Genomic DNA, 24,536 nt, shown 5'->3' with positions numbered 1-24,536 from the left:
AGCGCAGGGTTTTTCCGGACCGCCTGAAACCTGCTAAGCTTCTTGAGTCCCACAGGGCGTCCGGCAAGCCGGTGCCCTTGCCCTCGTAGCTCAGGGGATAGAGCGGTTGCCTCCGGAGCAACAGGCCGTAGGTTCGAATCCTATCGAGGGCACTTTGAGACAACGAAGGACCCCGCAGCCAATCGGCTACGGGGTCCTTCGTGTTTAGCCAGGCAGGTACGCCCGGCAGGTACCAGCCCGCTACCGCACTGCCCCTCCTACCGGGCCTCACTCCCGGGACTCGTCGCACCAGCGGCCGCCTCCCGTCGTCGGCCAAGACCCGGGCCGCTGCCGGCCATCTCCCCCGCGCCGGCTGCCTCCTCGACGGCGGCACGTACCGTCGGCGGGCAAAGGAAGAACCGCGGCTGAAGCTCTTCCCAGCCCGGATGCTTGGTCTTCTTGCCGTACTCGAGGTGCGCCTGGTCGAGCGGGTTGTCCGGCACCAGGCCCGGGCTGTCCGCTCCCAGAAGCTGGAAGTGGTACATCCACCAGGACCCGTCCGCCTCCTGGTTCAGGAACGTGGCTTCGAGTGCCATCCGTTCCCGACCCAACGTGGCCAGACATTCCTCATAGCGCTCATGCAGCATTGCCATCCAGTCATCGAATGAAGACTCCCGCCCATCCAGCAGCCGTGCCCTGCCCAATTCCATCCGCATACCCTGCGGCACCGAGAGCGGCATGGGCCAACCGGGAAAGTCCGGGGCGGCAGGTTCGAACGGGATGCGCGGGTGCGGGGAAACGGTCATAGCGTCGACCATAGGCGAGCCGTCCCCGACGAACGGTGCACCTGCGGTAATTCTTTCGACGAAACCCTTGCGCATCCCGCCCCCTGCGGGGTTATGGTGTTCGCACATACCAACCGGTCGGTTCCGCACCCGCGAAACCAGCCGGTCCCGCATCACGAGAAAACCGGACGTCACTGCATGAAGACCCTGAACATTAAGGAAGAACTCACACGGACCTCCGTGGAGCTTTTCGCACGGCAGGGCTATGCCAGGACCAGCGTTCAGCAGATCGTGGATGCCGCCGGTGTCACAAAGGGGGCGCTCTATCACTACTTCGATTCCAAGGACGATCTGCTCTTCGACATCTATGACCGGATCCTGACCCTCCAGCACGCACACCTGACTGAAATCATCGGCCGCGGGTTGCCGGCGGCCGAGACGATGCGCCTGGTCTGCGAGGACGTCATCATGACGTCCATCGAGTGGATCCGCGAAGGATCCGTGTTCTTCCGCTCCCAGCACATGCTCAGCGAGGACCGGCAGGAAGAAGTAAAGCGGCGACGCCGTGAATACAACGACGCATTCACGGCACTTCTGGTCCGCGGCCAGTCCGACGGCGTCTTCCGCACCGACATTCCGATTCCGGTGCTGGCGGCCAACTTTTTCTCTGACCCGCACTATCTCTCGTACTGGTACTCCCCCGGAGGGTCTATCAGCCGCGAACAGGCAGCCGCACAGCTGACGGATCTGTATCTGGCCGGCCTGCAGGCAAAGTAACCAACCCCAGGGCCAACCAGAGCAGCACGGCCGGCACCGCACCTGAGCACCACCGCACTTCCAGCACCACCGCACCTCCCGCACCACCGCACCTCCCGCACTACCGCCCTACAGCCCGATGTACGCAAGGTAAGAGCAGAGACGATGGAGTACTCATGCAGGAGCAACATACCGACCGGTCGGAATTCGCCCGTCTCCGGTTGGACGGCATTACGGTCCGGTTCGGCGGCCTCACCGCCCTCGATGCAGTATCCCTGCAGATTCCGGCAGGCGGGATTGTGGGCATCATGGGTCCGAACGGAGCCGGCAAAACCACCCTGTTCAACGTCATCTGCGGTGTCTTTCCGCCCGCGGAGGGCAGCCTTCAGCTGGACGGAGCGGCTTTCACGCCGAAACCGCACCGCCTGACCCGGACCGGGGTGGTCCGCACGCTGCAGGGACTTGGCCTGTTCCCGGGCCTGACCGTGGTGCAGAACGTAATGGCAGGTTTGGCGGCAGGCACCGGACGCGGACTCGACCTGCTGGCCCTGCCCGGATCCGCCCGCCGCGAGTCCCGCCTGGCGGAACGCTCCATGGACGCCCTGGAGGCCCTCGGCGTCGCCGGATACGCCGCAGCTCTCCCGGACACCCTTCCTTACGGCGTCCGCAAGAAGGTGGCCCTGGCCCGGGCGCTGGTGAGCGAACCGAGACTGCTCCTGCTGGATGAACCGGCCGGCGGCCTCGGCCATGACGACATTGAAGAACTGGCCGCCATTATCCGGACCGTGCCCGGTGACGGATGCTCGGTGGTGCTCGTGGAACATCACGTTGACCTGGTGATGGAGGTCTGCGACCGCATCGCTGTGCTGGACTTCGGCCGTTTGATCGCCGAGGGCACACCCGAAGAAATCGGGTCCGACCCCGCCGTCGCCGATGCCTACCTTGGAGTTGAGGCGGCATGACCGGCGGGCTCGTCCTGGAAGGCGTCACCGCCGGTTACGGAAACGTCCGCGTGCTCCACGACATTGACCTGACCGTAGCGGACGGCTCCATCACCGCCGTCGTGGGGGCCAACGGCGCCGGCAAGACCACCCTCCTGCGCACCATTACCGGGCAGCTGCGGCCGACGGCCGGCACCATCCGGCTCAGAGACGGCCAGGACCTGGCCCGGGTGCCGGTCGAGAATATGGTGCGCCACGGCGTCGCACTGGTACCCGAAGGCCACGGCGTCATCACCGAACTGACGGTGGAGGAAAACCTGCGGCTAGGCGGTCTGTGGCGGAAGGACCGCAGGGCAGCCGCCGAAGTGCTCACCCGGATGTACGACCTCTTCGAGCCCCTCGCCCGGCGCCGGAAAGCCGCGGGACACCAGCTCTCCGGCGGCGAGCGCCAGATGCTTGCGCTGGGGCGGGCCCTGATGGCCTCGCCGTCCCTCCTCCTGCTGGACGAGCCGTCCCTGGGGCTTGCCCCGAAGGTGAGCGCCTCCATCCTCGGCATGCTGCGCCGCCTCCGCGACGACACCGGACTGACGGTCCTGCTGATCGAGCAGAACGTCCGGAGCGCCCTCTCGGTGGCGGACTACGGCGTAGTGCTCAACCTCGGCCGGGTAGTCGCCTCCCGCCCGGCCTCCGAACTGGCCGACGACACCGGCCTCCGCCACACCTACCTGGGGTTCTAATGGACAGATTCCTTTTCCTCACCTTTGACGGCCTGGCCCGTGGTGCGGTCCTCGCCGCCTTCGCGCTCTCCCTGGTGCTGATCTGGCGTGCAGCCCGGATCGTGAACTTTGCGCAGGGCGCCATGGCCGTGGCTGCCACCTACATCGCCTTCTCCGTCACCGCACTTACCGGAAACTACTGGGCCGGACTCGCCGCAGCCCTGGCAGCGGGATTCCTCATCGGAGCCCTGGTGGAACGCGGCGTGATGCGCTTTGTGGGCAACGGCTCCGCGCTGAATCCGGTGATTGCGGGACTGGGCCTGCTTCTGCTGATCCAGGCCGTCCTGGGCATGGTGTTCGGCAACAGCTACCGGACCATGGTGACGCCCTTCAGTTCCAACCCGGTGGAAATCCTCGGCATCACCGTCTTCTCTTCCTATGACCTCTTTGTCTTTGCCTGCATAGCCGTACTGGTCGGCGCCTTGGTCCTGTTGTTCACCAAGACGTCCCTGGGACTACGGCTGCGGGCCTCTGCCTTCGCCCCGGACCTGGCCCGTCTCCTCGGCGTACGGACCTCGCGGATGCTCACCCTGGGCTGGGCCCTGTCCTCCGCCCTGGGCGCACTGGCCGCCCTGCTGGTCATCCCCACGGAGCTGGGGCTCAATCCGCATGCCGCGGACACGGTCTTCGTCTATGCGTTCACGGTCGCCGTCATCGGCGGACTGGACTCCCCCGCCGGTGCCGTCCTGGGCGGCCTGGCCGTGGGCGTGCTGCTGAGCTGGGTCAGCGGCTACGGAGGCGCCACCCTGGCCCCCATCGCCATCCTGGTCCTGCTCCTGGCGGTGCTGCTGGTCCGCCCCGGCGGAATCTTCTCGATGACCAAGGAGCGAACGGTATGAGCGCCAGCAAACGGTATGTCCTGGCGGCCGCGGCTGCGGCCCTCCTGATCGGCCTCACCTTTGTCATCCCCTCTTTCTCGTCCTATCAGTTGGCCACGGCCTGCGCCTACCTGTGCGGCATCGCCGGACTCACCCTGCTCACGGGCGCCGGCGGACAGCTGTCCCTGGGCCAGGCGGCCCTGATGGCTGCCGGGGCGTACAGCTACGCCCTGACGGCCAACGCGATGGCCGACGCCGGCATGCAGGGTCCGGCGCTGCTCCTGCTGCCGCTCGCGGCGGCAGTCATCGGTGCAGCAGCGCTCGGCCTGGTGATCGGACTGGCCGCCGGGCGGCTCCACGGTCCCTACCTCGCCGGGTTCACCATGGCACTGGTGGTGGCCCTGCCCGCAGTCACCAGCACTTTTTCGGTGCTCGGCGGCGACCAGGGACTGTGGATCACCGTGGAAAAACGACCCACCTCCCTCCGCGGCACTGTGTCCACCGAAGCGTGGCAGGCATGGCTCGCCGTCGTCTGCTCCGTCCTGGTTCTGACCCTGCTGGCCAACCTGCTGCAGGGCCGCTTCGGCCGGCATCTACGGGCTGTGCGGGACAACCCCGTGGCGGCAGCGCTGGCCGGCATCAACCCGGCCCGCACCAAAATCACGGCCTTCGTAATCAGCTCCGCCGCGGCGGGGATGGGCGGCGGCCTTCTCTCCTACATCACGCAGAGCGCCGGCCCGGGAGCCTATTCGCTGGTGTTCTCCCTCTTCCTGCTCATGGCCGCCGTGGTCGGCGGCATCGGCTCCCTGACCGGCGCAATCTGGGGGGCCGTGCTCCTGGTGGCGCTGCCGCATCTGATCAGTACGGCCACGTCCCGGCTCGAACTGTCCGCGGACCTGGCCCAGCGGCTGGACGGCAACCTTGCGGTGGCCGTCTTCGGGCTCGTCCTGGTCCTCGTGGTGCTGCTTGCGCCGCAGGGCATCCAGGGCCTGCTCATCCGAGCGGGCCGCCGGCTCCGACCCGCCCGTTCCGTTCCCGTTCCCTCGCCGCCGTCGACGTCGTCGTCGCCGACGACGACGACGCCGAGGTCCCCGCAAACCGCACCACCGCCAGCATCCAGTACACCAACCCGGTTATCCGCCCGGCACGAGTCCGGGCAGCTGCCGGCAACCCCGAAAGGTCAATGATGATCCGTTCCAAGCTCCGACTGGGTACCGCCGTCCTTGCAGCCGCAGCCCTCGGGCTGGCCTCCTGTGCGTCACCGGACGAAGGAGGCGACGCCGCCGCCGAAGACGTTCCCGGGATCACCGATACCACCGTCACCGTCGGCACCCACCAGCCGCTCACCGGACCGGCGGCATCCGGTTACTCCACCATTTCCCCGGCCACCAAGGCGTACTTCGATTACGTAAACGACAACGGCGGGGTCAACGGCCGCACCATTGAATACATCGTGAAGGATGACGGCTACAACCCGGCCAACACCCAGACTGCGGTTCGCGAGATGGTGCTCCAGGACGAAGTCTTTGCCCTGGTGGGCGGACTCGGCACACCGCCGCACAGCGCTGTCCTGGATTTCGTGAACGACAACGAGGTGCCGGACCTCTTTGTGGCTTCCGGCAGCCCCACCTGGAACCAGCCGGAGGACTACCCCTACACCTACGGTTTCATGGTGGACTACCCCACCGAGTCCCGGATCCTGGCCACCTACGCCCAGGAGGAGTTCCCGGACAAGACCTACTGCTTCTTCGGCCAGGACGACGACTTCGGCGAGGAATTCCAGGCCGGCCTTGAAGCGGTGCTCGGGGCGGACGGGTTGGCCGATGCCCAGGTCTATTCCACGGCCAATACCGACATCGCGGCACAGATCAGTTCCATGAAGGAAGCCGGCTGCGAGGTGAACTTCCTGGCCACCATCAACGGCTTCAGCGCCCAGGCCGTGGGCACCGCCGCCAAACTGGGCTACTTCCCGCAGTGGATGGCCTCCTCGGCCGGCGGAGACTTCAACACCCTGTCCGGCTATCTGGGCGAAAACACGAACAAGCTGCTGCAGGGCTTCGTCAGCGCCAACTACCTTCCGGCGTACTCGGACACCGACGACGAATGGACGGCGAAGTTCTCCGAGATCAACGAGGAATACAACGCCGGGGCTCCGTTTGACGGCAACACCATCTTCGGCATGTCCATCGGCTACCTCTTCGTGGAAGCACTCAAGGAAGCCGGGGAGGACCCCACCCGGGAATCCCTGCTCGAGGCACTCGAATCCGGCAACGTCACCGGTAACGGGCATGCACCGCTGGGCTTCGGCGAGGACAGCCACCAGGGGTACACCGGAGCCATGCTGACCCGGGTCGACAACGGCGTGCAGTCCTACTTCGGCACCCCGTTCGTGGTTTCCGGCGACGAGGTGGAGGAATACACCGAAGCGCGGCCGGCAATGCCTGCCGACGGCCTGCCGGAGTAGGGCAGGCGCCTGCCCGGCCCGGGAACCATCGGCCTGGAAGCCGCCAACCCGGGCAGCACAAGGGCCCGTCCAACCGGACGGGCCCTTGTACTGCAGCGGCGCAACCTGCCGGCTATCCCAGCACGTAAAGCGAAATCGACTCCGCAACGCACGCGGGTTTGTCCACACCCTCAATCTCGATACTGACCAGCAGCTTGATCCGCACGCCCTGCGCCACGGTTTCCACCGAGGCGATCTCGGACCGGGCGCGGACCCGGCTGCCCGCCGGCACCGGGTGGGGGAACCGCACCCGGTCCAGGCCGTAGTTCACGCCCATCACCATCCCGTCCACCCGGAACCGGCCGGAGGCGAGCGCCGGCAGCAGGGCCAGGCTCAGGTAGCCGTGGGCGATGGTGCAGCCGAAGGGTCCGCGGGCCGCGCGTTCGGGATCAACATGGATCCACTGGTGGTCATCGGTGGCATCGGCAAACAGGTTGATGCGGTCCTGGTCGATGAGGACCCACTCGCTGGTTTCAGCCTGCCCCACCGCTGCCTCAAGTTCCTGTACGGAGCCGAAGTGCGCCACCGCTAGGCCTTCGGTCCGCCGGCCACGTAAAGCACCTGTCCGGAGACGAACGAGGCCTCCTCACGGGCGAAGAACGACGCCGCCGCGGCAATGTCCGCCGGGGTTCCGGCGCGTCCCACGGGGATTTCCTTTGCCGCGTGCGCCACGAAGTCCTCGAACGGGACACCGACGCGTTCCGCCGTCGCCCGGGTCATGTCGGTGGAGATGAAGCCGGGGGCAATGGCGTTGACCGTGACGTTGTAGCGGCCCAGTTCGATGGCGAGGGTCTTGGTGAAGCCCTGGATACCGGCCTTCGCGGCGGCATAGTTCGCCTGCCCCCGGTTGCCGAGAGCGGACGTGGAGGAAAGGTTGATGATGCGGCCCCATTGCTGCTGCACCTGATGGGCCTGCACTGCGCGGCTCATGAGGAACGTTCCGCGCAGATGCACTCCCATCACCGCGTCCCAGTCCGTCTCGGTCATCTTGAACAGCAGGTTGTCCCGCAGGATCCCGGCATTGTTGACCAGGATGGTGGGCGCTCCCAGCTCCCCGGCAATTCGGGTCACGGCCTGGTCGACGGCGTCAGCGTCGGCGACGTCGGCGCCAACGCCCACCGCCTTGCCGCCGGAATTATTGATGGCTTCCACGGTAGCGGCTGTGTCCTCTTCCCTCAGGTCGAGGACAGCTACCCGGTGCCCGTCCGCGGCAAGCCGCTTGGCGACGGCGGCACCGATCCCCCGTCCTGCTCCGGTGACGACGGCGGTGCGCTGGTCCACGGGTGCTGGTGCGTCTGTCATGTCTCTCCTGCCGGTGTCGGCAGCCCACCGGATGTGTGCTGCGTCTCTTTCGCAGAGCGTACCGACCGGACGGTACGTACGCAACGAAGCTGCCGAAAGAACCGGCAGGACCCGGTTCAGCCGGGCAGCGCGGCAGCCCGGCCCCGGAAGGCGCGCCGGTACGCGGCCGGGCTCGCGCCGACATCCCGGTGGAAGTGGTGGCGCAGCAGCTCCGGCTGGCCGAAGCCGGCAGCACGCGCCACTTCCTCGATGCTCAGATCGGAATCTTCCAGGAGTTCCTGTGCATAGAGCACCCGCTGGGCATTGATCCAGGCGGCCGGGGTCGTGCCGGTTTCGGCCCGGAAACGGCGGGCAAAGGTCCGTGGCGACATATGTGCGCGGGCCGCCAGCTCCCGAACCGTATGCTCCTGCGCAAGGTGTTCCCCGAGCCATTTCAGGACAGGGCCAAGGGTGGCGCACTCCTCTTCGGGCACCGCCCGGTCTATGTACTGAGCCTGCCCTCCGTCCCGGTGCGGCGGCACCACCATGTCACGGGCAATCGCGGCCGCAGTCTTGGCACCGCGCTCCAGGCGGACCAGGTGCAGGGCCGCATCGATACCCGCGGCCGTGCCCGCACTGGTGATGATCTTTCCGTCCTGGACGTACAAGACGTCTTCGTCCACCTCGACGGCCGGATAGCGGTCCGCCAGCTCCTCCGAATACATCCAGTGCGTGGTGGCCCGGCGGCCGTCCAGCAGTCCGGCCTCCGCCAGGCGGAATGCTCCGGTGCAGATGCTCATTACCCATGCACCCCGGGCATGCGCGCTGCGCAGCACCTCCAGGACCCGGGCATCGGTGTGTCCCTCATCTGCCTCCCCCGCAGGGGCCATCACCACCAGGTCGGCGTCCGCAGCCGCCTCCAGACCGGCATCAACCGCGATGCTGAAGCCGGTCTTGGTGGCCACGAGGCCGGGTACCGGCGTGCAGAGCCGGAAGTCGAACGCCGCGACACCGCCCGGCCTGCGTGAACGGTCGATCCCGAACACCTCTGCCATTACGCCGAACTCAAACGGTGCCACGCCGTCGAGCACTATTACCGCCACGGAATCAAGCATGCGGCCAGTGTCCCAGACCGCTGGCAGGATTTCTACGGTAATGGGCATTTCTGCCACGTACGCCGCGTCTCCTCCGGCAGCAGCATGGATCCATGCTGACTTTCATCCTGCTCCTGGTTCTCCTTGCCGCGTTTGCCCTGGTCCTGCTGGCCACTGTCCGTGCCCTGGCCCGTGACGGCCACGGCAGCCTCCCTCGTGTCCCCTCCCACCACGCCTGGGACGGAACGCTTTCCTGAGCCCGTCCGATGTGCCGGCTTTCACGGTTATCTGTTGCTCCTAGCAACAATCGGATGAGGATGTCATTCTGTTTGCGAGAGGGGCCACACCAGTAGATGGGGGCCCGGCGATCGAGGGGGAAGCGACATGCGTTTCAGCGATCCGTGGCCAGGAAACCCGTGGCCGGAAAACCCGTGGCCACGCGACATGCTAATTACCGTCGAAGACCACCCTCTGGCCGTAAATCTCCTGTTGTATATTCGCCACACCTGGGAGATCGCAGCCGATGCCGGTATCCCCGAACTCCTACCAGCACCAGATTCAGGGACTTCCAAGGTCCCGGACTCCGCCAGCCCCGCCGAGTGGGAGAGCCGCTGGCGAACAGCCTGGAAGCGGGCGTGGGCTTGGTACCGGGTCGCTGATTCCACCCCACCCCCCTACCCAACGCAGAACAGCATCCGCCAGATGCAGGAGACCATGCGGCAAGTCATGCAGCCTGGCCAACCCCTCCACCCGCTCATTCCGCCGCTATGGACCACGGAATACGGCTGGGACGGCATCGACCAAGACGCCTTCAACACCTGGGACCAAAGGCTGACTCCGAAAATACCAACGGATGCGGAACGTCAAAACCTTGCCAGTCTCATCCCCGCGTGGGAATCGGGGCTGGACACCATTATTGAGCTCCCCTACGCCGGTTATTTCGCCAACCGGGTCACCCGCCGGCACCTGGCAGTGTCAGCCGCCACCAGGAACGATCCGGAAAGCTATAGCCGGGCGCTGCAGGTTACTTGGGATGGCTGAGTTGGAGTGCGGCTGCCTGCGGCCGGGGTTCGGTGGCGTGTTTCGGCTCTGAGTCCGAGGTAGGTGCCGGCAATGATGAGGGCGGCACCGACGACACCCGTGAGGGCGAGGGTTTCCTGGCCGATGGTGAGCCCAATGAGGACAGCCCAGATGGGTTCGGTTCCCATGAGGAGGCTCGCCCGGGATGCTGATGTTTGCTGGATGGCCCAGGTCTGGACGAGGAAGGCGAAGACGCTGCAGGCCAGGCCCAGGTAGAGCACGCCGATCCATTCACCGGTGTCGAAGCTCCGGACTGCCTGCATTACACCCTGGTGGTCGGCAACGGTGTAGATGAGGGCGCAGACAGCGCTTTGGATCAGGGTCAGAGCCAGGGCACTGCAACCCTGATCCCGGGTAAGGGCGGAGAGCGCAGTGACGTGGATGGATCGCACGAGTGCTGCGGCGAGCATGAGCAGGTCTCCAAGGGTAGGTCTGGCGAAACCGTCCCCGGAGACGAGCAGGCAGACCCCTACGACCGCAATGACGCCGGCGATGAAGACCATGCGGGGCAGTCGTACCCGGAAGGCGATGCTCTCGGTGATGGGAGTGAAGACGATAACGAGGCTGATGATGAGTCCCGCGTTCGTAGCACTGGTGCCGGCGATCCCGTGGGTTTCGAGGATGAGCACCGCCGCCTGGGTGAAGCCCAGGACGACGCCGACGACGGCTTCGCGGCGTGCGGGCCGGCGGCGGTTCCAGATCAGCCAGATCACCGCCAGCGCCAGTGTGGTGATGAGGAACCGCAGCGACAGGATGACGGTGACGCCGACCGTGTCGGTGAGAGTCTTTGCCGCCAGGTAGCTGCTGCCCCACACGACAGCGACCAGGAGCAGGAACAAATCCACCCTGCGAGCGGCAAGACGGGAGGCGAACGGGTCCTGTCGCTGCGAGCGCAGGCGCGCTGGCGGAGTCCGCACGGGGGAAGTCATTTTTCCAGTTTTGTCGGAACGCATTGGTTAAACCAGAGGGCATCTGGTGAAGCCATAGTTTAGCGTTGGCTTATGGATTTGCATCAGTTGCGGTTGCTTCGGGAATTAGGGGAACGGGGCAGCCTCGCCGCCGTCGCCCGCTCCCACCATGTTTCGGCGTCAGCGGTGTCGCAGCAGCTCACGTCGCTGCAGCGTGGGATCGAGGTTCCCCTGACCGAACGCCGGGGACGGAACCTTGTCCTGACCGACGCCGGTCAGGCCCTGGCTCGAGCTGCAGTGGATATCAGCGTCGCGATGAGTTCAGCCGAGCAGGCCGTCAGCGGCTACCTTCAGGACCCCGGCGCGACGGTGCGCGTCTGCGCTTTCAACAGCGCAGGCCTGACGTACTTCGGCCCGCTCCTGCAGGCCCTCTCCGGCACAGGGAGCCCACGGCTGATCTGCCACGACCGGGATGTGGGACAGGAGGACTTCCCCGCCCTTGCCGCTGACTACGACGTCGTGATCGCGCACCGCCTCGAGCACAGTCCGTCGTGGCCCGACACGATCACCGCCCTGCCGCTGCTGCGCGAGCCCCTGGACGTTGCCATGTCGGATCGGCACCGGCTCGCCGGCGCGCCCAGCATCAAGGTTGCCGACCTCATCGATGAGGAATGGGTGTCCGTCCAGGACGGGTTCCCGCTTCTGCCCGCCCTGCAGGCAATAGCGGTTCATGCCGGCCAGCCCCTGAATGTCACACACCGGATCAACGAGTTTTTCATCGCCGCCGCGATCGTATCCGCCGGCCGTGTCATCGCACTGATGCCCCGCCACACCGCAGCTCCGGTACCCGGCAGCGGAATGGTCCTCAAACCCATCCAGGATCTACCGCTCGCCAGGCGCATCGATGTCCTCTGCCGGCCGGAAGCCCTTCACCGGGCCGCAGTCCAAAAAGTCATCACGACTCTGCGACGAATTGTGAGCTCGACCTAATGCCACGCCGGGCGGGTCTCGCAGCCCTGTCCCTGGGGGTGGCGCGCAGGGACCGGTTTTTTGCTGCTTTATCAGCCAGTTGGTGGGTTGGCGACTGCGCATAGGACAAAGTCGGAGCCGTCGGCTGGGATTCAATTCCAGGTACGTGTGGACAGGACAACGAAATAACCGTCGGGATCAGCGATGGTTACCCCATGCTCGTCCCAGTACGGATTGCGTGCGCTCACCCGTCGTCCGCCAGCCCTCTGAATACTTTCGAGAAGATTATCCTCAACTGGACCTCCAAGATATAGAACAAGAAGGTCCTCCTCGCTCGGCGCGGGCACAATCTGGCGGTCCAGAACTAACTCCAGATGCCAGTTCCCGCCCGGCCAGCCAATAAAAGCTATCTCTTCCAACGTGCCGGTTTCGCTAGGCTTCCGTCCTTCCAGGGTCATGCCGAATCCTTCAACCCAGAAGCGTATTGCGGCATCCATATCCGTGGTCGGGCGGGCAATTCTTATGTGGGCGGCCGAGAGGGAGGTCATATTTGAAGGCTACCAAGGGACGTCTGCGTCACCACCAGAACAGGCGAGGTCGGCCGGATCTTCAGCAGCTTCGCACGCACCGCCCCCGGTGTCCCTGCCGTCAGCTCCGAGCGGCCTATGCCGAAGGCCGGCCCGAGTCCGGCCGTCAGAGAGCCGAGACAGGTGCGCTCCCGATCGATGTTTTCGATGAGGCGCTGCACCTGCATGCCGAAAGTCTTGAGGGTCTCTCCCGCCGGGAGGTGTTCCTGGACCAGCGCGACGGGGTCACCGTTGCTGAACAGCACGGACTCGATGAACAGGCTTGGCGACGCGGACGTGATACCGAGGCCCTCGGCTACAAACGACACAGATTCCCGCTGCAGCGTCACTTCGGTGCGGCGCTTCACGCACGACCGTACGGCTGACCTCCATCGCCTCGCCCAGCTTGCTCTCACTGGCACACTGGCCTGTATGACAATCTCGTCCTACCCGGTGGTTTCCGTGCTCCGGACCCGGCATGCCGGGTATTTGCTGTTCACCTCCCTCCTCGGGCGGCTCCCTGGTGCGATGGCCGCTCTCGCGATCGTGCAGTACGTCCGTTCGACGAGCGGAGATTTCGCTTTTGCCGGGCTGGTCACGGCTGTCTACATCGTTGCGGGAGCCGTGGGACAGCCGCTTGTCGGCAGGCTCATGGACCGGTTCGGGCAGGTCGCAGTCCTCGCGATCAGCGGCATCCTGAGCTTTCTGGCGTTCACCGCCATGGCGTTAACGCTCGGCCCGGCGCCGGGTGCGGCGGTTGCGTTTACGGCAGTTGCGGGAATCCTCACGCCGCCGCTTGAGCCAGCGCTTCGTGGACTATGGCCGCGGCTGGTGAGCCCCGGGCCCCAGCTGAAAGCGGCCTTCAGTTTGGACGCCGGCGCCCAGGAGATCATCTATATCGCCGGTCCCCTGCTGACCGTCGCCGGCATCGCCGTCTTCGGTCCGATCGGCAACCTGCTGTTCGCCGGCGGGCTCGGCCTGATCGGTGCACTTACGTTCATCATCAATCCCGCCCCACGAGCTGCGTCGATAAAGCAGCGCAGCCACGTCACCGCACACAGCGGAGTCCGGTCGCCCATCCTCATCCCTGCCATTGCGCGGGTGGCCGCATTCACCTTCGGCATCGGCATCCCCGTAGGAGCGCTCACAATCGTTGCGACCGCCTCCGAGGACGCCCGAGCTGACGCCGGACTAGCCGGATGGATTCTTTCCGTGAACGCATGCGGCGCTCTGATCGGCGCAGCTGCCGTCGGCATCCGGCCGCTCGTTTCCCCACCAGAGCGTCTGCTAACCCTGTGCGGCATCCTTCTCGCTGCAGGGTATCTTCCACTGGCTTTCACCACGCTCCCCACTTGGGCCTACGTCGTGGCCGCGGGCGTCTCAGGGCTGATGCTTCCTCCCGCACTCGGTCAAGTCTTCGAACGCATCTCCCAGCTCAGCCCGTCAGCTGCCCTCACCGAGGCCAACGGCTGGGTCGTCAGCGCCATGACTCTTGGAGTCGGCACCGGCACGCTCTTGGCAGGCCTGATTGTCGGGGCGTCCGGCACCTCGGCGGTGATGTGGATAGTTTTCGCCGCATCAGCCCTCACGGCGCTGCTGTCGCTGATTGCTCTGCCGAGCAGATCAGTCATTGCTCGTTCGCATTGACTCGACGCCTGCAGCTACCTGTCAGTGCTGCTGCACCTGCACGCGTGCAGGAATACGGTCGTTTCCCCGGCAACGGCACCCTTCAGGACAGCTTTTGACCTAAAGAGCGCGTAGCTTGGTCTCCATGTTGGAGACTTCAGCGCGGCTCCTACAGCTGCTCTCCCTGCTGCAGCTGCGGCGAGAATGGACCGGCGCGGCGCTCGCCGAACGGCTGTCCATCACCGAACGCACGGTGCGCCGGGACATCGGCAAGCTGCGCACCCTCGGCTACCCCATCTCCGCGTCCCCGGGGATTGCCGGCGGCTACCAGCTCGGCGCCGGTGCGCAGCTTCCGCCGCTGCTGCTCGACGACGACGAAGCCCTGGCCGTCGCCCTGGGTCTCGCCACGGTGGCCACCGGGCCGGTGACCGGCATCGGGGAAGCCTCGGTCCGGGCCCTGGTGAAGCTGGAGCAGGTCCTGCCCGGCCGGCTGCGGCCCAAGTTCTCGGCCCTGCGCCAGTCCGTCTCCACCCTGTCCGGACCACCGGGAGGGGTGGATCCGGAGATCCTCACCGCGTTTTCCGCCGGCATCACCGAGCGCAGGGTCCTCAGCTTCCGCTACACCGCGGCCGACGGCGGTTCGAGGCGCCGGATGGTGGAACCCTACCGGCTGGTGGGCACCGGCAGGCGCTGGTATGCCGTCGCCTGGGATGTGGACCGTGCCGACTGGCGGACCTTCCGGGTGGACCGCTGCACCAGCATCCCCGCTCCGCGCGAGCGGTTCACACCCCGCCCGCTGCCCGCCCGGGACCTGGCCGCGTACGTCCAGGAATCGATTACCCGCAACCCCTACCGCTACTCCGTGGTGGTGCGGCTGGCTGCTCCGCTGGCATCCGTAGCCGAGCGGGTGCCTCCCGACGTGGCCAGCCTCGAGGCCGACGGCCCCGCGCACACCATAGTGCGCGGCGGCTGGGATTCCCTGGACCTGCCCCTGATTAACCTGACCGCCTGGGGCGTGCCCTTCGAGATCCTCGACCCGCCGGAAATGCGCGAGCGGGCCCGCCGCGCCGTCTCCCTGCTGCAGCGCGCCGTCGAAATCCCGCCCACGGCGGAATCCGGGGAGACCGTCCGGCCAAGCCACTAGACTGGTGGCAATCATGGCACTGACAATTTCCTATCCCGAACAGCTGCCCGTTTCCGAGCGCCGCGAAGACATCATGGCTGCGATTGCCGCCAACCAGGTCGTCGTCATTGCGGGCGAAACCGGGTCCGGAAAGACCACGCAGATCCCCAAGATGTGCCTGGAACTCGGCCTGGCCGAGAAGGGCCTGATCGGCCATACCCAGCCGCGGCGGCTCGCTGCCCGCACCGTGGCCGAGCGGATCGCCTCGGAGCTCGACGTCGAAATCGGCGACGAGGTGGGCTTCCAGGTCCGCTTCACCGGCGAAACCAGCCGGAAAACCAAGGTCAAGCTGATGACCGACGGCATCCTCCTCGCCGAAATCCAGCATGACCGCAAGCTGAAGAAGTACAGCACCATCATCATCGATGAGGCGCATGAACGCAGCCTGAACATCGACTTCATCCTGGGCTACCTGCGCCGGCTGCTGCCGGAGCGTCCGGACCTGAAGGTGATCATCACCTCTGCCACGATCGATCCCCAGCGCTTCGCCGAGCACTTTGCCGTGGACGGCAAGCCGGCACCGATCATCGAGGTCTCCGGCCGGACCTTCCCCGTGGAGATCCGCTACCGTCCGCTGAACCAGCCGGCGGACGGCGGTGACGAGGACATCGACGACGAGCTCGAAGAAGACCGGGACCCGGTGGACGCGGTGTGTGACGCCGTCGACGAGCTCTCCCGCGAGGCGCCCGGCGATATCCTCGTGTTCTTCTCCGGCGAGCGCGAAATCCGCGACGCCGCCGACGCCCTGCGCTCCTCGGTTGCCCGCAACCCGCGGCTGGCGAACACCGAAATCCTGCCGCTGTATGCCCGTCTCTCCCTGGCCGAGCAGCACAAGGTCTTCTCCCCCGGCCGGAACCGCCGGATTGTCCTGGCCACCAACGTGGCCGAAACCTCGCTGACCGTTCCGGGGATCAAGTACGTCATTGACACCGGCACCGCCCGCATCTCGCGCTACTCGCACCGCACCAAGGTCCAGCGCCTGCCGATCGAGCGGATTTCGCAGGCCTCGGCCAACCAGCGCTCCGGGCGATGCGGCCGCGTTTCCGACGGCATTGCCATCCGCCTGTACTCCCAGGAGGACTTCGAGTCCCGGCCGGAGTTCACCGACCCCGAGATCCTGCGGACCAACCTGGCCGCCGTGATCCTGCAGATGGCGGCCATGGGCGTGGCGAAGAGCCCCCGGGACGTGGCGGATTTCCCGTTCGTCCAGCCCCCGGATGCCAAGGCCGTCAACGACGGCGCCGTCCTGCTGCGCGAACTCGGTGCCCTGCAGCCAAAGGGCGGGATCACCCCGGTGGGCCGCAAGCTTTCCCAGCTGCCCGTGGATCCCCGGCTCGGCCGGATGATCGTCGAGGCCGGCAGCCGCGGCTGTGCCAAGGAGGTCATGGTGCTCACCGCTGCCCTGACCATCCAGGACCCGCGCGAGCGGCCCTCCAAGGACGATCCGGCCCGGGCACAGAAGGCCGCGGAAATGCACAAGCGCTTCGTGGACGAGAAGTCGGATTTCACCGGCTACCTGAACCTGTGGCGCTACATCCAGGAGAAGCAGAAGGAACTCTCTTCCTCCGCGTTCCGCCGGCTGTGCAAGAACGAGTTCCTGAACTTCCTGCGCATCCGCGAGTGGCAGGACCTGTTCGCCCAGCTGCGCCAGCTGGCCAAGCCGCTGGGGATCACCCTCTCCCCGGATCCCGTGGACCCGGTGGGCCGGCATAAGGAAATCCATATGTCGCTGCTGGCCGGGCTGCTCAGCCATATCGGCCTCTACGACCAGCGCAAGCGTGAATACGCCGGCGCCCGCGGCACCCGTTTTGCGGTATTCCCCGGCTCGGCCCTGTTCAAGAAGTCACCGGACTGGGTGATGGCCGCCGAACTGGTGGAAACCTCCAGGCTCTGGGCACGGGTGGCGGCATCCTTTGATCCGCTCTGGGCCGAGGAAGTGGCCCCGCACCTGGTCAAGCGCACCTACAGCGAGCCGCACTGGTCCAAGAGCCGCGGCGCCGTGATGGCCTATGAAAAGGTCACCCTTTACGGCGTACCGGTGGTTCCGCAGCGCAGCATCAACTACGGCCGGATCGACCCGGTCCTTTCGCGGGAAATGTTCATCCGCCATGCCCTGGTGGAGGGTGACTGGCGCACGCACCACAAGTTCTTCTCCCGCAACCAGGCCCTGCTGGCCGAGGTGGAGGAACTGGAGAACCGGGTCCGGCGCCGCGGCCTGCGGGTGGACGATGAAACGCTCTTCGAGTTCTACGACGAGCGGGTGGGCAAGGACGTTGTATCCGAACGCCACTTCGACAAGTGGTGGAAGTCCGCGCGGCAGGAAAACCCTTCCCTGCTGGACTTCGATCCGGATGCGCTGCGCACCGACGACGCCGCCGGGCTGGACGAAAACGATTTCCCGAAGTCCTTCTTCTACGGTTCCTTCGAACTGCCGCTGTCCTATGAGTTCACGCCGGGCGTGCCCGGGGCCAACGACGGCGTGAGCGTGGAGGTGCCGGTCCTGTTCCTGAACCAGCTCACCCCCGGCCCGTTCGCGTGGCAGATTCCGGGCCTCCGTGCCGAACTGATCACCGCCCTGATCAAGTCCTTGCCCAAAGCGGTGCGGAAGAACTTCGTTCCGGCGCCCGATGTCGCCCGCTCGGCTGCCGCCGCGCTGGCTGCGGACTTCGACCCGGCGTCGGATGAGCTGGAACCGTCGCTGGAACTGGTGCTGCGGCGGTTGAAGGGCTCGATCATTCCGCCCGGTTCCTGGAACTGGGATGCCGTGCCGGGGCATCTGCGGATGACCTTCACCGTGGTCGATTCCTCCGGACGGGTGCTCGATGAGGGCAAGGACCTTGCGGCGCTGCAGGAGTCCCTGGCCCCGGCCACCCGCCGCGCCATTGCCGAGTCGCTGGGCGCCACGCCGTCCACCGTGCAGCCGCGCGGGCCAAAGGGTCCCAAGGGTCCCAAAGGGCCGAAGAGCAGGACCGGGACCGCCAACGGTCCGGCTGTCCCGTCCGCCGGCGGCACCGGTCCCGGTGCCTCCGTGGCCGAGCAGACGGGCCTCACGGAGTGGAGCGTCGGCACCTTGGAGAAGCAGGTCCAGCGGCTGGTGGCCGGGCATACGGTGACCGGCTACCCGGCCCTGGTGGATGAAGGCAGCACCGCCGGCGTGCGGATCTTCCAGAGCCCCGGCGAACAGCGAGCCGCCATGCGCGCCGGCGTCATCCGGCTGCTGGTGCTGCGCGTGCCCAGCCCTTCGAAGTACGTGCTGGAACACCTGAGCAACGCGGAGAAGCTGACCTTCAGCCAGAACCCGCACGGCAGCGTGGCGGCACTGATCGAGGACTGCACCCTGGCTGCCGTGGACAAGCTCGTCCCCGAAGCGCTGCCCTGGTCCCGTGCCGAGTTCGATGCCCTGTATGAAACAGTGCGGGCCGAGCTGATCGACACGGTCTTCACCGTCACCGCGATTGTGGAGAAGATCCTCTCCAGCACGCGGCGGATCACCAAGGCGCTGAAGGGCACCACGTCCCTGGCCCTCATCAGCGCCCTCAACGACATCAAGGCGCAGCTGGATGCCCTGGTGTACCCCGGTTTCGTGGCCCGCACCGGCTACGCCCAGCTGATGCACCTGCCGCGGTATCTGGCGGGCATCGAGCGCCGCCTGGAGAAGCTGCCGAACAACGTCCAGCGAGACGGCCTGTCCATGGCAGTGGTCCAGGGCCTGGAGGATGACTACGACGACGCCGTGGCGGCACTTGCGCCCGGCCGCGGCACTCCCCCGGAACTTGCGGAGGTCCGGTGGATGATCGAGGAACTGCGGATCAGCTTCTTTGCCCAGGAACTGGGCACGGTCCGCAGCGTTTCGGAGAAGCGGATCCGGACCGCCTTGAACGCGGCCCTGGCTCCGGCCTAGCCTGCTGCGGCCCCCCCAACGCCAGCCCCGGCAAGCGGTGCCGGAGGCTGGTGCGGGGGCTGGTGCGGGAGGCGGGTCGGTTTACGCCTCGGGGACGAACTCCCCGTAACCGGCGGCCCGCAGCCCGGCGCGCAGTTTCTGCGCATTGGACTCCATCCGCTCGGGGTCCGGGTCGGATTCGGCCCGGCTGAAGTCAAAGTCCTGCATTGAGTTGGCGGGCCAGACGTGCAGGTGCAGGTGATCCACTTCGAATCCGGCGATGGTCAGCCCGGCCCGTTCGGAACCGAACACCTCCACCTGCGCCCGGCCCACGGCGTGGGCAACAGCCATCAGTTTCTGCATCAGGTCCGCAGGTGCGTCCGTCCACTTGTTGATCTCGGCCCGCGGCACCACCAGGGTATGGCCGTCGCTGAGCGGGCCGATGCTCAGGAACGCCACCACGTCGTCATCCTTCCAGACAAAACGGCCGGGAATCTCGCCGTTGATGATCCGGGTGAACAGTGTGGGCATGGGTTCTCCTTCGAAGGTGTCCGTCGAGCCGGCGGCGGGCACGGATGCCCGCAGCGGCGGAGGAACGGGTCGGCCGGTAAACATGATTCGACGCTACCCCTTTTCCGCCCGGGTTTCGGCACTGCCCGCGTCGGGACCTGTCGCCACCGGAGCGCCGGGAGTGTTGGACCACTGTGACCAGGAGCCCGGATACAGCGCCGCCTCAATGCCGGCGGACGCCAGGGCGGCCACCTCGTGGGCGGCGAAGACACCCGACCCGCAGTAGGCGGCAACGGGCCGGTCCGGACGGACGCCCAGCGCCTCGAATGAGGCACGCAGCTCGGCCGGGCCAAGAAAGCTGCCGTCAGGGGCGAGGTTATCGGTGGAGGGCCGGTTGACGGCGCCCGGGATATGGCCGGCGCGGGGATCCACCGGTTCATTCTCCCCGCGGTAGCGTTCCGGTGCACGGGCATCGATAAGCGTACCGGAGACCGCCACGCTGCCGACGTCCCGCAGGCCGGCAACGGGCATGTGCCCCCAGGACAGTTCCGCCGTCCCGCGCTGCGGTGAGACCAAACCGCGCTCCAGCGGCAGTCCTGCCGTGCGCCACGCGGCCAGGCCGCCGTCGAGCAGGAACACGTCCTTCCACCCCGCGTGGCGCAGCAGCCACCAGGCGCGGGCCGCCGCCGTGCCCCCGGCGTCGTCGTACGCCACCACCGTGTCCCCGTCATTCAGGCCCCAGCTGCGGGCAGCCTCGGCGAAGCCCGCAGCATCCGGCAGCGGATGCCGACCCTCGGAAGGCACCGCGGGGGCGGAAAGTTCCGTATCCAGGTCCACGTAGACCGCCCCGGGCAGGTGTCCGTGCAGGTACTTTTCCCTGCCGTCCGTGGCGCCGAGGGCCCAGCGCACGTCCAGCAGCACCGGCGGACGGGCGGAGCCAAGGCGCGCCTGCAGTTCGGGCACCGGAATCAGGACCTCCATTACAGGTCCACGGTTTCCCCGGCGTCCAGGTGCCGGAATTCGGTGCCGTAGGTCTTGCCGAACCGGGTCACGTGCCCCTCGACCATGCCCACGCCCCGTTCGTTCAGGAGGGCGTCATGAATGGGATAGGCACGCTCGGCTCCGGTGGCAATGACGAAGTCGATGACTTCCCCCGCCTTGGACCAGGGCGCGTGGATGGGCACCAGCACGGTCCGCGGCCGCAGTCCGTTGGGCACCACGAAGGAGTCCCCCGGGTGGTAGACCCGGCCTTCCACCAGGTAGCCGATATTGGCCACGAGGGGAATCAGGGGATGGATCAGGGCATGCTGGCCGCCGAAGGACTGGATGCCGAATCCTGCAACGGTGAAGCTGGTATTGGGCTCGACGGCGTGGATGCGGCTGTCCACCCCCTGCGGGGCTTCGCTGCGAAGCGAGGCAGCAAGGCCGGCCGGGGCATGGAGCTCCAGCGACGGCTGCTCCTGCATGGCCGCGAACACCCGCGGGCGGTCCACGTGGTCTGCATGCTCGTGGGTGATCAGGACGGCGTCCGCATCCTTCAGCGCCGTTTCCACTTCGGAAAACGTGCCGGGATCCAGCACCAGAACCTTGCCGCCCTGCTCGAACCGGACACAGGAGTGCATGAACTTCGTCATTTTCATAGCGCCACCCTACTCCGCAGCGCTTCGGCCGTGCAGGACGCGGGCGCGGCGCTGCTGATAATCTTAGGGGTCTACGTATCCCACGGCCCGTGCCGCCGTCCGCCGTCCCACCCGCTGGAGGAACATCCGTGTCACCTGAGGCATCCCGGACGTCCAAACGCGCACCGGAGCAGCGTGTCACGCGCCAGCGCCTGGCAGTAAGCCGTGCCCTGGATGAGCTGGACGACTTCGTCAGCACCCAGGAACTGTTCCGGCTGCTGCAGGAGCGCGGCGAGCGGATTTCGCTGGCCACCGCCTACCGGGTCCTGCAGTCCATGGCGGACGAAAACCTCGTGGATGTCCTGCGGGGCGGCGACGGGGAGGCGCTGTACCGGAGGTGCGCCGCCGGGCACCACCACCATCACCTCGTCTGCCGCGAATGCGGCAAGGCCGTGGAGGTGGAAGCACCTGCGGTGGAGAACTGGGCAGCGGGCCTCGGTGCCGCGCACGGGTTTACCGAGGTGGCACACACCGTCGAGGTCTTTGGCCTGTGTCCGGAATGCAGCGCCCGTAAAGGCTAGGCGGAAGCCGTAGCCGTGTTGGCGCTGAGCTGCCGGCGCCGCTGCCCGCCGCGCACCCGCCGGATGACCCGGCAGACCAGGTAGATCAAAAAGGACACCGTGGTCACGTACGGGCTGATCGGAATCCGTCCGCCCAGTGCGAGCAGGATGCCGCCCACCGAGGAGGCCAGCGCGAAGAGCACGCTGAGGAAGACGACCAGCCGCGGGGAGGACGTCACCAGCAGGGCCGCGGCTGCCGGGGTGATCAGCAGCGAGAGCACCAGAAGCGCTCCGACCACCTGGATGGACAGGGCAACGGCGAGCCCCAGCAGGAACATGAAGACAATCGAGAGCGTCCGCACCGGCACGCCGCGTGCCTCGGCGAGGTCCGGATCCGCACTGGCGAAGGTCAGCGGACGCCAGATAAACAGCAGTGCGGCGACAACGACGGCGGCAACGCCGGCCAGCAGGTTCAGCTGCACGGTGTCCACTGCGACGATCTGGCCGGTCAGCAGCCCGAACTTATTGGCGGAACGGCCCTCGTAGAGGCCAAGGAACAGGATGCCCAGCCCCAGGCCGAAGGGCATGATGACGCCGATGATCGAGTTCCGGTCCCGCGCCCGCAGGCCCATGACCGCCAGGAGGACGGCCGCGGCCACCGATCCCGCCAGCGAACCGACAACCACATTGACGCCGATCAGCAGCGCGAAGGACGCTCCGGCGAACGACAGTTCGGCGATTCCGTGCACGGCGAAGGCCAGGTCCCGCATCAGCACGAAGGTACCGATCAGCCCGCCGACCAGGCCAAGGATGGCGGCGGCCCAGATGGAGTTCTGCACCAGCGGAAGCAGCTCGCCGTAATCGCTGAAATCGAAAACCGCATCGAAGAAACTACGCAGGTCCAAGGTCGCCCTCGCTTTCTCCGTGGTGGTGGGTGGTGGCATCCGGGATGCCCATGACCACAATCCTGCCGTGGCTGCGCAGGACTTCGACGCGGCTGCCGTACATTTCCGACAGCACATCGCTGCGCGGGACTTCGGCAGGCGTGCCGGTGCGGAACTGCCCGCCGGCGAGGTACAGCACCCGGTCCACGTATTCGATCACCGGGTTGATTTCGTGGGTCACGAAAACGACGGCGGCGCCGTCGTCGTGGCAGCGCCGCTCGATCAGGGAGCTGATGGCCTGCTGATGGTGCAGGTCCAGGGAGAGCAGGGGCTCGTCGCAGAGCAGCAGGTCCGGATTCGTGGCCAGCGCCTGGGCGGCACGCAGGCGCTGCAGCTCGCCGCCGGAAAGCCGTCCTACGGGTTCATCTGCGTAGGAGGTAGCCCCCACCTGCTCAAGCAGCCGGTCCACGCGGCGGCGTACCGGCTTTCCGCGCAGGCGCAGGCCCCAGCGGTCGCCGTCGACGCCGAGTCCCACCAGGTCGCGTCCGCGCAGCGGTGTGCCCGGGCTGAAGGATTTCTGCTGCGGGATGTAGCCGATGTCCTTGCTGCCCCGCTGCACGTTGCGGCCGTTAATGGTGACGGTGCCCCCGCTGAGCGGCTGCAGTCCCAGCAGGACTTTCAGGAAGCTTGTCTTGCCGGAGCCGTTGGGGCCGAGGACGGCCAGGAATTCACCGGCATTGATGTCCAGGTCGAGGTTCTTCCACAGCGTGCGTTCCCCGAAGGCGAGTCCGGCGTCTCGCAGGCGCACCACGGGGGCGGGCCGGGCTGCGGCATTCACTGCAGCACGCTTTCCATGGCCGCGGTGTTACCGGCCATCCACTGCAGGTAGTCCTGGCCCTCGGGAAGGGTCTCCGAGAAATCGATCACCGGCACACCGGCGGCCTCCGCTGCCTCGCGGACGGCACCGGTCTGGGAGGTGGACGTCTGTTCGTTGTAGCCCAGGAAGGCAATGGAACCGCCCGTCACCAGGTCCTGCATCTGCTTCAGGACGTTCGGCGGAACGTCCGATCCTTCCTCGACGGCCTCCGTGAAGTCCGACGGGGTGGCATTGTGCAGCCCTGCCGCTTCCACCAGGTAGTCCGGCACCGGTTCGGTCAGCGCCACATCCCGCCCGCCGGCGGTTTCCCGCAGTCCGGCCAGGGAAGTGTTGATTTCCTCGATGCCGTCGTTGAAGTCTGCGGCATTGCTGCGGAAGGACCCGCCTGCATCCGTGTCCAGTTCGCCCAGGCGTTCGGCGGCGGCGTCCGCCAGCCTGCCCATCGCCTCGGGGCTGTACCAGACATGCTCGTTGAAGGAACCGTGGCTGTGTCCGTGGTGGCCGTCGTCCCAGTCGTGGCCCTCCCCGGTTTCCGCCGGGCCCTGATCCTCGAGGCCGGAGATGTCCACGGCGTTGAGGATATCCTCTGCGGGAATGCCCTCGTCTGCCGCAAGCTTCTCGAGGAACGAGTCATATCCCCCGCCGTTGAGCACCACCAGGTCGGCCTTGGAAACCGCGAGCCGGTCCCGCGCCGTCGCCTCGTAGGAGTGCGGATCCTGGCTGGGCCGGTCGATCAGGGCGGTGACCTCAACGTTGTCCCCGCCGACCGAAGCCAGGATGCTTCCGTACACATCGGTGGACGCCACCACGTTGATGACGCCGTCCGTGCCCTCGGCACTGTCCTCTCCGCCGCCGGTACAGCCCGTCAGCGCCAGCGCGACTGCTGCAAAGAAGGTTCCTGCCAGGCGGACGGGAAAGCGGTGCATAAGGTGGGTATCCCT

26 protein-coding genes and 1 tRNA gene are annotated in these 24,536 nt (G+C 66.7%); 14 read left to right on the top strand and 13 right to left on the bottom strand.

Annotation, left to right across the window (positions count from 1 at the left end; genetic code table 11):
• Positions 1–79: 79 nt before the first annotated feature.
• Positions 80–152, top strand: a tRNA-Arg gene (locus tag AC5RT8_RS14005).
• Between the two features lie 105 nt (positions 153–257).
• On the opposite strand, the gene AC5RT8_RS14000 is transcribed toward AC5RT8_RS14005, so the two are convergent.
• Complete coding sequence (locus AC5RT8_RS14000) at positions 258–785, bottom strand: DUF6176 family protein (RefSeq protein WP_494096302.1); 528 nt, start codon at positions 783–785, stop codon at positions 258–260.
• Positions 786–962: 177 nt separating this feature from the next.
• On the opposite strand from AC5RT8_RS14000, the gene AC5RT8_RS13995 reads away from it, so the two are divergent.
• The 6 genes from AC5RT8_RS13995 to AC5RT8_RS13970 all read left to right on the top strand — a co-directional run bounded on the left by AC5RT8_RS13995 (position 963) and on the right by AC5RT8_RS13970 (position 6,519).
• Entirely contained in the window at positions 963–1,541 is a 579-nt protein-coding gene (locus AC5RT8_RS13995; protein ID WP_494096301.1) for a TetR/AcrR family transcriptional regulator, read from the top strand.
• A gap of 155 nt (positions 1,542–1,696) precedes the next feature.
• Positions 1,697–2,482: an ABC transporter ATP-binding protein gene (locus tag AC5RT8_RS13990; RefSeq protein ID WP_494096300.1), complete on the top strand. Its 786-nt coding sequence runs from the start codon at positions 1,697–1,699 to the stop codon at positions 2,480–2,482.
• On the top strand, positions 2,479–3,198 hold the full coding sequence (locus tag AC5RT8_RS13985) for an ABC transporter ATP-binding protein (protein ID WP_494096299.1): 720 nt from the start codon (positions 2,479–2,481) through the stop codon (positions 3,196–3,198). The genes AC5RT8_RS13990 and AC5RT8_RS13985 overlap by 4 nt, the downstream gene beginning before the upstream one ends.
• Positions 3,198–4,076: a branched-chain amino acid ABC transporter permease gene (locus AC5RT8_RS13980; RefSeq protein WP_494096298.1), complete on the top strand. Its 879-nt coding sequence runs from the start codon at positions 3,198–3,200 to the stop codon at positions 4,074–4,076. The genes AC5RT8_RS13985 and AC5RT8_RS13980 overlap by 1 nt, the downstream gene beginning before the upstream one ends.
• The gene (locus tag AC5RT8_RS13975; RefSeq protein ID WP_494096297.1) at positions 4,073–5,242 is read left to right on the top strand and encodes a branched-chain amino acid ABC transporter permease; all 1,170 of its coding nucleotides are present in this window, start codon (positions 4,073–4,075) and stop codon (positions 5,240–5,242) included. Before AC5RT8_RS13980 ends, AC5RT8_RS13975 begins: the two co-directional genes overlap by 4 nt.
• The gene (locus AC5RT8_RS13970; protein ID WP_494096296.1) at positions 5,239–6,519 is read left to right on the top strand and encodes an ABC transporter substrate-binding protein; all 1,281 of its coding nucleotides are present in this window, start codon (positions 5,239–5,241) and stop codon (positions 6,517–6,519) included. Before AC5RT8_RS13975 ends, AC5RT8_RS13970 begins: the two co-directional genes overlap by 4 nt.
• Before the next feature lie 112 nt (positions 6,520–6,631).
• Here the strand turns inward: AC5RT8_RS13970 and AC5RT8_RS13965 are convergent, their stop codons facing one another.
• The 3 genes from AC5RT8_RS13965 to AC5RT8_RS13955 all read right to left on the bottom strand — a co-directional run bounded on the left by AC5RT8_RS13965 (position 6,632) and on the right by AC5RT8_RS13955 (position 8,954).
• Positions 6,632–7,084 (bottom strand): MaoC family dehydratase, encoded by a 453-nt coding sequence (locus AC5RT8_RS13965; protein WP_494096295.1) that lies wholly within the window; start codon positions 7,082–7,084, stop codon positions 6,632–6,634.
• 2 nt (positions 7,085–7,086) lie between these two features.
• A complete protein-coding gene (gene fabG, locus AC5RT8_RS13960; RefSeq protein WP_494096294.1) occupies positions 7,087–7,860 on the bottom strand; it encodes a 3-oxoacyl-ACP reductase FabG in 774 nt (257 codons plus the stop codon).
• 116 nt (positions 7,861–7,976) lie between these two features.
• Complete coding sequence (locus tag AC5RT8_RS13955; RefSeq protein ID WP_494096293.1) at positions 7,977–8,954, bottom strand: GlxA family transcriptional regulator; 978 nt, start codon at positions 8,952–8,954, stop codon at positions 7,977–7,979.
• A 92-nt stretch (positions 8,955–9,046) separates the two neighbouring features.
• Between AC5RT8_RS13955 and AC5RT8_RS13950 the strand changes: the two genes are divergently transcribed.
• Positions 9,047–9,190 (top strand): hypothetical protein, encoded by a 144-nt coding sequence (locus tag AC5RT8_RS13950; protein WP_494096292.1) that lies wholly within the window; start codon positions 9,047–9,049, stop codon positions 9,188–9,190.
• Between the two features lie 127 nt (positions 9,191–9,317).
• The gene (locus tag AC5RT8_RS13945) at positions 9,318–9,974 is read left to right on the top strand and encodes a hypothetical protein (RefSeq protein WP_494096291.1); all 657 of its coding nucleotides are present in this window, start codon (positions 9,318–9,320) and stop codon (positions 9,972–9,974) included.
• Here the strand turns inward: AC5RT8_RS13945 and AC5RT8_RS13940 are convergent.
• Positions 9,938–10,942 (bottom strand): DMT family transporter, encoded by a 1,005-nt coding sequence (locus AC5RT8_RS13940; RefSeq protein ID WP_494096290.1) that lies wholly within the window; start codon positions 10,940–10,942, stop codon positions 9,938–9,940. The genes AC5RT8_RS13945 and AC5RT8_RS13940 overlap by 37 nt on opposite strands.
• A gap of 72 nt (positions 10,943–11,014) precedes the next feature.
• Here AC5RT8_RS13940 and AC5RT8_RS13935 point away from each other — a divergent pair, with 72 nt between their 5' ends.
• Positions 11,015–11,911, top strand: a complete 897-nt coding sequence (locus tag AC5RT8_RS13935; protein ID WP_494096289.1) for a LysR family transcriptional regulator — start codon at positions 11,015–11,017, stop codon at positions 11,909–11,911.
• A gap of 131 nt (positions 11,912–12,042) precedes the next feature.
• Here AC5RT8_RS13935 and AC5RT8_RS13930 read toward each other — a convergent pair whose 3' ends face one another.
• Complete coding sequence (locus AC5RT8_RS13930; protein WP_494096288.1) at positions 12,043–12,438, bottom strand: VOC family protein; 396 nt, start codon at positions 12,436–12,438, stop codon at positions 12,043–12,045.
• On the bottom strand, positions 12,435–12,824 hold the full coding sequence (locus tag AC5RT8_RS13925) for a UTRA domain-containing protein (RefSeq protein WP_494096287.1): 390 nt from the start codon (positions 12,822–12,824) through the stop codon (positions 12,435–12,437). The genes AC5RT8_RS13930 and AC5RT8_RS13925 overlap by 4 nt, the downstream gene beginning before the upstream one ends.
• Before the next feature lie 64 nt (positions 12,825–12,888).
• On the opposite strand from AC5RT8_RS13925, the gene AC5RT8_RS13920 reads away from it, so the two are divergent.
• The 3 genes from AC5RT8_RS13920 to hrpA all read left to right on the top strand — a co-directional run bounded on the left by AC5RT8_RS13920 (position 12,889) and on the right by hrpA (position 19,166).
• Entirely contained in the window at positions 12,889–14,103 is a 1,215-nt protein-coding gene (locus tag AC5RT8_RS13920; protein WP_494096286.1) for an MFS transporter, read from the top strand.
• A gap of 124 nt (positions 14,104–14,227) precedes the next feature.
• Positions 14,228–15,226, top strand: coding sequence for a helix-turn-helix transcriptional regulator (locus AC5RT8_RS13915; RefSeq protein ID WP_494096285.1), 999 nt, complete (start codon positions 14,228–14,230; stop codon positions 15,224–15,226).
• 13 nt (positions 15,227–15,239) lie between these two features.
• On the top strand, positions 15,240–19,166 hold the full coding sequence (gene hrpA / locus AC5RT8_RS13910) for an ATP-dependent RNA helicase HrpA (RefSeq protein WP_494096284.1): 3,927 nt from the start codon (positions 15,240–15,242) through the stop codon (positions 19,164–19,166).
• 81 nt (positions 19,167–19,247) lie between these two features.
• Here the strand turns inward: hrpA and AC5RT8_RS13905 are convergent, their stop codons facing one another.
• From AC5RT8_RS13905 to AC5RT8_RS13895, 3 genes are all read right to left on the bottom strand, one after another.
• Positions 19,248–19,676: an HIT family protein gene (locus tag AC5RT8_RS13905; RefSeq protein WP_494096420.1), complete on the bottom strand. Its 429-nt coding sequence runs from the start codon at positions 19,674–19,676 to the stop codon at positions 19,248–19,250.
• Positions 19,677–19,769: 93 nt separating this feature from the next.
• Complete coding sequence (locus tag AC5RT8_RS13900; protein ID WP_494096283.1) at positions 19,770–20,636, bottom strand: sulfurtransferase; 867 nt, start codon at positions 20,634–20,636, stop codon at positions 19,770–19,772.
• Entirely contained in the window at positions 20,636–21,295 is a 660-nt protein-coding gene (locus tag AC5RT8_RS13895; RefSeq protein ID WP_494096282.1) for an MBL fold metallo-hydrolase, read from the bottom strand. The genes AC5RT8_RS13900 and AC5RT8_RS13895 overlap by 1 nt, the downstream gene beginning before the upstream one ends.
• A 128-nt stretch (positions 21,296–21,423) precedes the next feature.
• Between AC5RT8_RS13895 and AC5RT8_RS13890 the strand changes: the two genes are divergently transcribed.
• The gene (locus AC5RT8_RS13890) at positions 21,424–21,855 is read left to right on the top strand and encodes a Fur family transcriptional regulator (protein WP_494096281.1); all 432 of its coding nucleotides are present in this window, start codon (positions 21,424–21,426) and stop codon (positions 21,853–21,855) included.
• Here the strand turns inward: AC5RT8_RS13890 and AC5RT8_RS13885 are convergent.
• From AC5RT8_RS13885 to AC5RT8_RS13875, 3 genes are read right to left on the bottom strand one after another with little or no spacing between them, the layout of a single operon-like run.
• On the bottom strand, positions 21,852–22,739 hold the full coding sequence (locus tag AC5RT8_RS13885; protein ID WP_494096419.1) for a metal ABC transporter permease: 888 nt from the start codon (positions 22,737–22,739) through the stop codon (positions 21,852–21,854). The genes AC5RT8_RS13890 and AC5RT8_RS13885 overlap by 4 nt on opposite strands.
• The gene (locus AC5RT8_RS13880; protein ID WP_494096418.1) at positions 22,726–23,526 is read right to left on the bottom strand and encodes a metal ABC transporter ATP-binding protein; all 801 of its coding nucleotides are present in this window, start codon (positions 23,524–23,526) and stop codon (positions 22,726–22,728) included. The genes AC5RT8_RS13885 and AC5RT8_RS13880 overlap by 14 nt, the downstream gene beginning before the upstream one ends.
• A gap of 26 nt (positions 23,527–23,552) precedes the next feature.
• On the bottom strand, positions 23,553–24,521 hold the full coding sequence (locus tag AC5RT8_RS13875; protein WP_494096280.1) for a metal ABC transporter solute-binding protein, Zn/Mn family: 969 nt from the start codon (positions 24,519–24,521) through the stop codon (positions 23,553–23,555).
• Positions 24,522–24,536: the final 15 nt, after the last annotated feature.

The organism is Arthrobacter sp. Ms25 (assembly GCF_059090365.1).
Note: the sequence above shows the minus strand (reverse complement) of the source record. Positions and strands in the feature narration are given on the sequence as shown.

What these genes read in the sequence shown, in the direction of transcription:
- AC5RT8_RS13900 (WP_494096283.1), bottom strand. Translation starts at nt 20,636, where the DNA reads ATGGAGGTCCTGATTCCGGTGCCCGAACTGCAGGCGCGCCTTGGCTCC.
- AC5RT8_RS13990 (WP_494096300.1), top strand. Translation starts at nt 1,697, where the DNA reads ATGCAGGAGCAACATACCGACCGGTCGGAATTCGCCCGTCTCCGGTTG.
- AC5RT8_RS13955 (WP_494096293.1), bottom strand. Translation starts at nt 8,954, where the DNA reads ATGCTTGATTCCGTGGCGGTAATAGTGCTCGACGGCGTGGCACCGTTT.
- AC5RT8_RS13930 (WP_494096288.1), bottom strand. Translation starts at nt 12,438, where the DNA reads ATGACCTCCCTCTCGGCCGCCCACATAAGAATTGCCCGCCCGACCACG.
- AC5RT8_RS13915 (WP_494096285.1), top strand. Translation starts at nt 14,228, where the DNA reads ATGTTGGAGACTTCAGCGCGGCTCCTACAGCTGCTCTCCCTGCTGCAG.
- AC5RT8_RS13980 (WP_494096298.1), top strand. Translation starts at nt 3,198, where the DNA reads ATGGACAGATTCCTTTTCCTCACCTTTGACGGCCTGGCCCGTGGTGCG.
- AC5RT8_RS13920 (WP_494096286.1), top strand. Translation starts at nt 12,889, where the DNA reads ATGACAATCTCGTCCTACCCGGTGGTTTCCGTGCTCCGGACCCGGCAT.
- hrpA (WP_494096284.1), top strand. Translation starts at nt 15,240, where the DNA reads ATGGCACTGACAATTTCCTATCCCGAACAGCTGCCCGTTTCCGAGCGC.
- AC5RT8_RS13895 (WP_494096282.1), bottom strand. Translation starts at nt 21,295, where the DNA reads ATGAAAATGACGAAGTTCATGCACTCCTGTGTCCGGTTCGAGCAGGGC.
- AC5RT8_RS13975 (WP_494096297.1), top strand. Translation starts at nt 4,073, where the DNA reads ATGAGCGCCAGCAAACGGTATGTCCTGGCGGCCGCGGCTGCGGCCCTC.
- AC5RT8_RS13950 (WP_494096292.1), top strand. Translation starts at nt 9,047, where the DNA reads ATGCTGACTTTCATCCTGCTCCTGGTTCTCCTTGCCGCGTTTGCCCTG.
- AC5RT8_RS13995 (WP_494096301.1), top strand. Translation starts at nt 963, where the DNA reads ATGAAGACCCTGAACATTAAGGAAGAACTCACACGGACCTCCGTGGAG.
- AC5RT8_RS14000 (WP_494096302.1), bottom strand. Translation starts at nt 785, where the DNA reads ATGACCGTTTCCCCGCACCCGCGCATCCCGTTCGAACCTGCCGCCCCG.
- fabG (WP_494096294.1), bottom strand. Translation starts at nt 7,860, where the DNA reads ATGACAGACGCACCAGCACCCGTGGACCAGCGCACCGCCGTCGTCACC.
- AC5RT8_RS13970 (WP_494096296.1), top strand. Translation starts at nt 5,239, where the DNA reads ATGATGATCCGTTCCAAGCTCCGACTGGGTACCGCCGTCCTTGCAGCC.
- AC5RT8_RS13875 (WP_494096280.1), bottom strand. Translation starts at nt 24,521, where the DNA reads ATGCACCGCTTTCCCGTCCGCCTGGCAGGAACCTTCTTTGCAGCAGTC.
- AC5RT8_RS13935 (WP_494096289.1), top strand. Translation starts at nt 11,015, where the DNA reads ATGGATTTGCATCAGTTGCGGTTGCTTCGGGAATTAGGGGAACGGGGC.
- AC5RT8_RS13945 (WP_494096291.1), top strand. Translation starts at nt 9,318, where the DNA reads ATGCGTTTCAGCGATCCGTGGCCAGGAAACCCGTGGCCGGAAAACCCG.
- AC5RT8_RS13905 (WP_494096420.1), bottom strand. Translation starts at nt 19,676, where the DNA reads ATGCCCACACTGTTCACCCGGATCATCAACGGCGAGATTCCCGGCCGT.
- AC5RT8_RS13940 (WP_494096290.1), bottom strand. Translation starts at nt 10,942, where the DNA reads ATGACTTCCCCCGTGCGGACTCCGCCAGCGCGCCTGCGCTCGCAGCGA.
- AC5RT8_RS13985 (WP_494096299.1), top strand. Translation starts at nt 2,479, where the DNA reads ATGACCGGCGGGCTCGTCCTGGAAGGCGTCACCGCCGGTTACGGAAAC.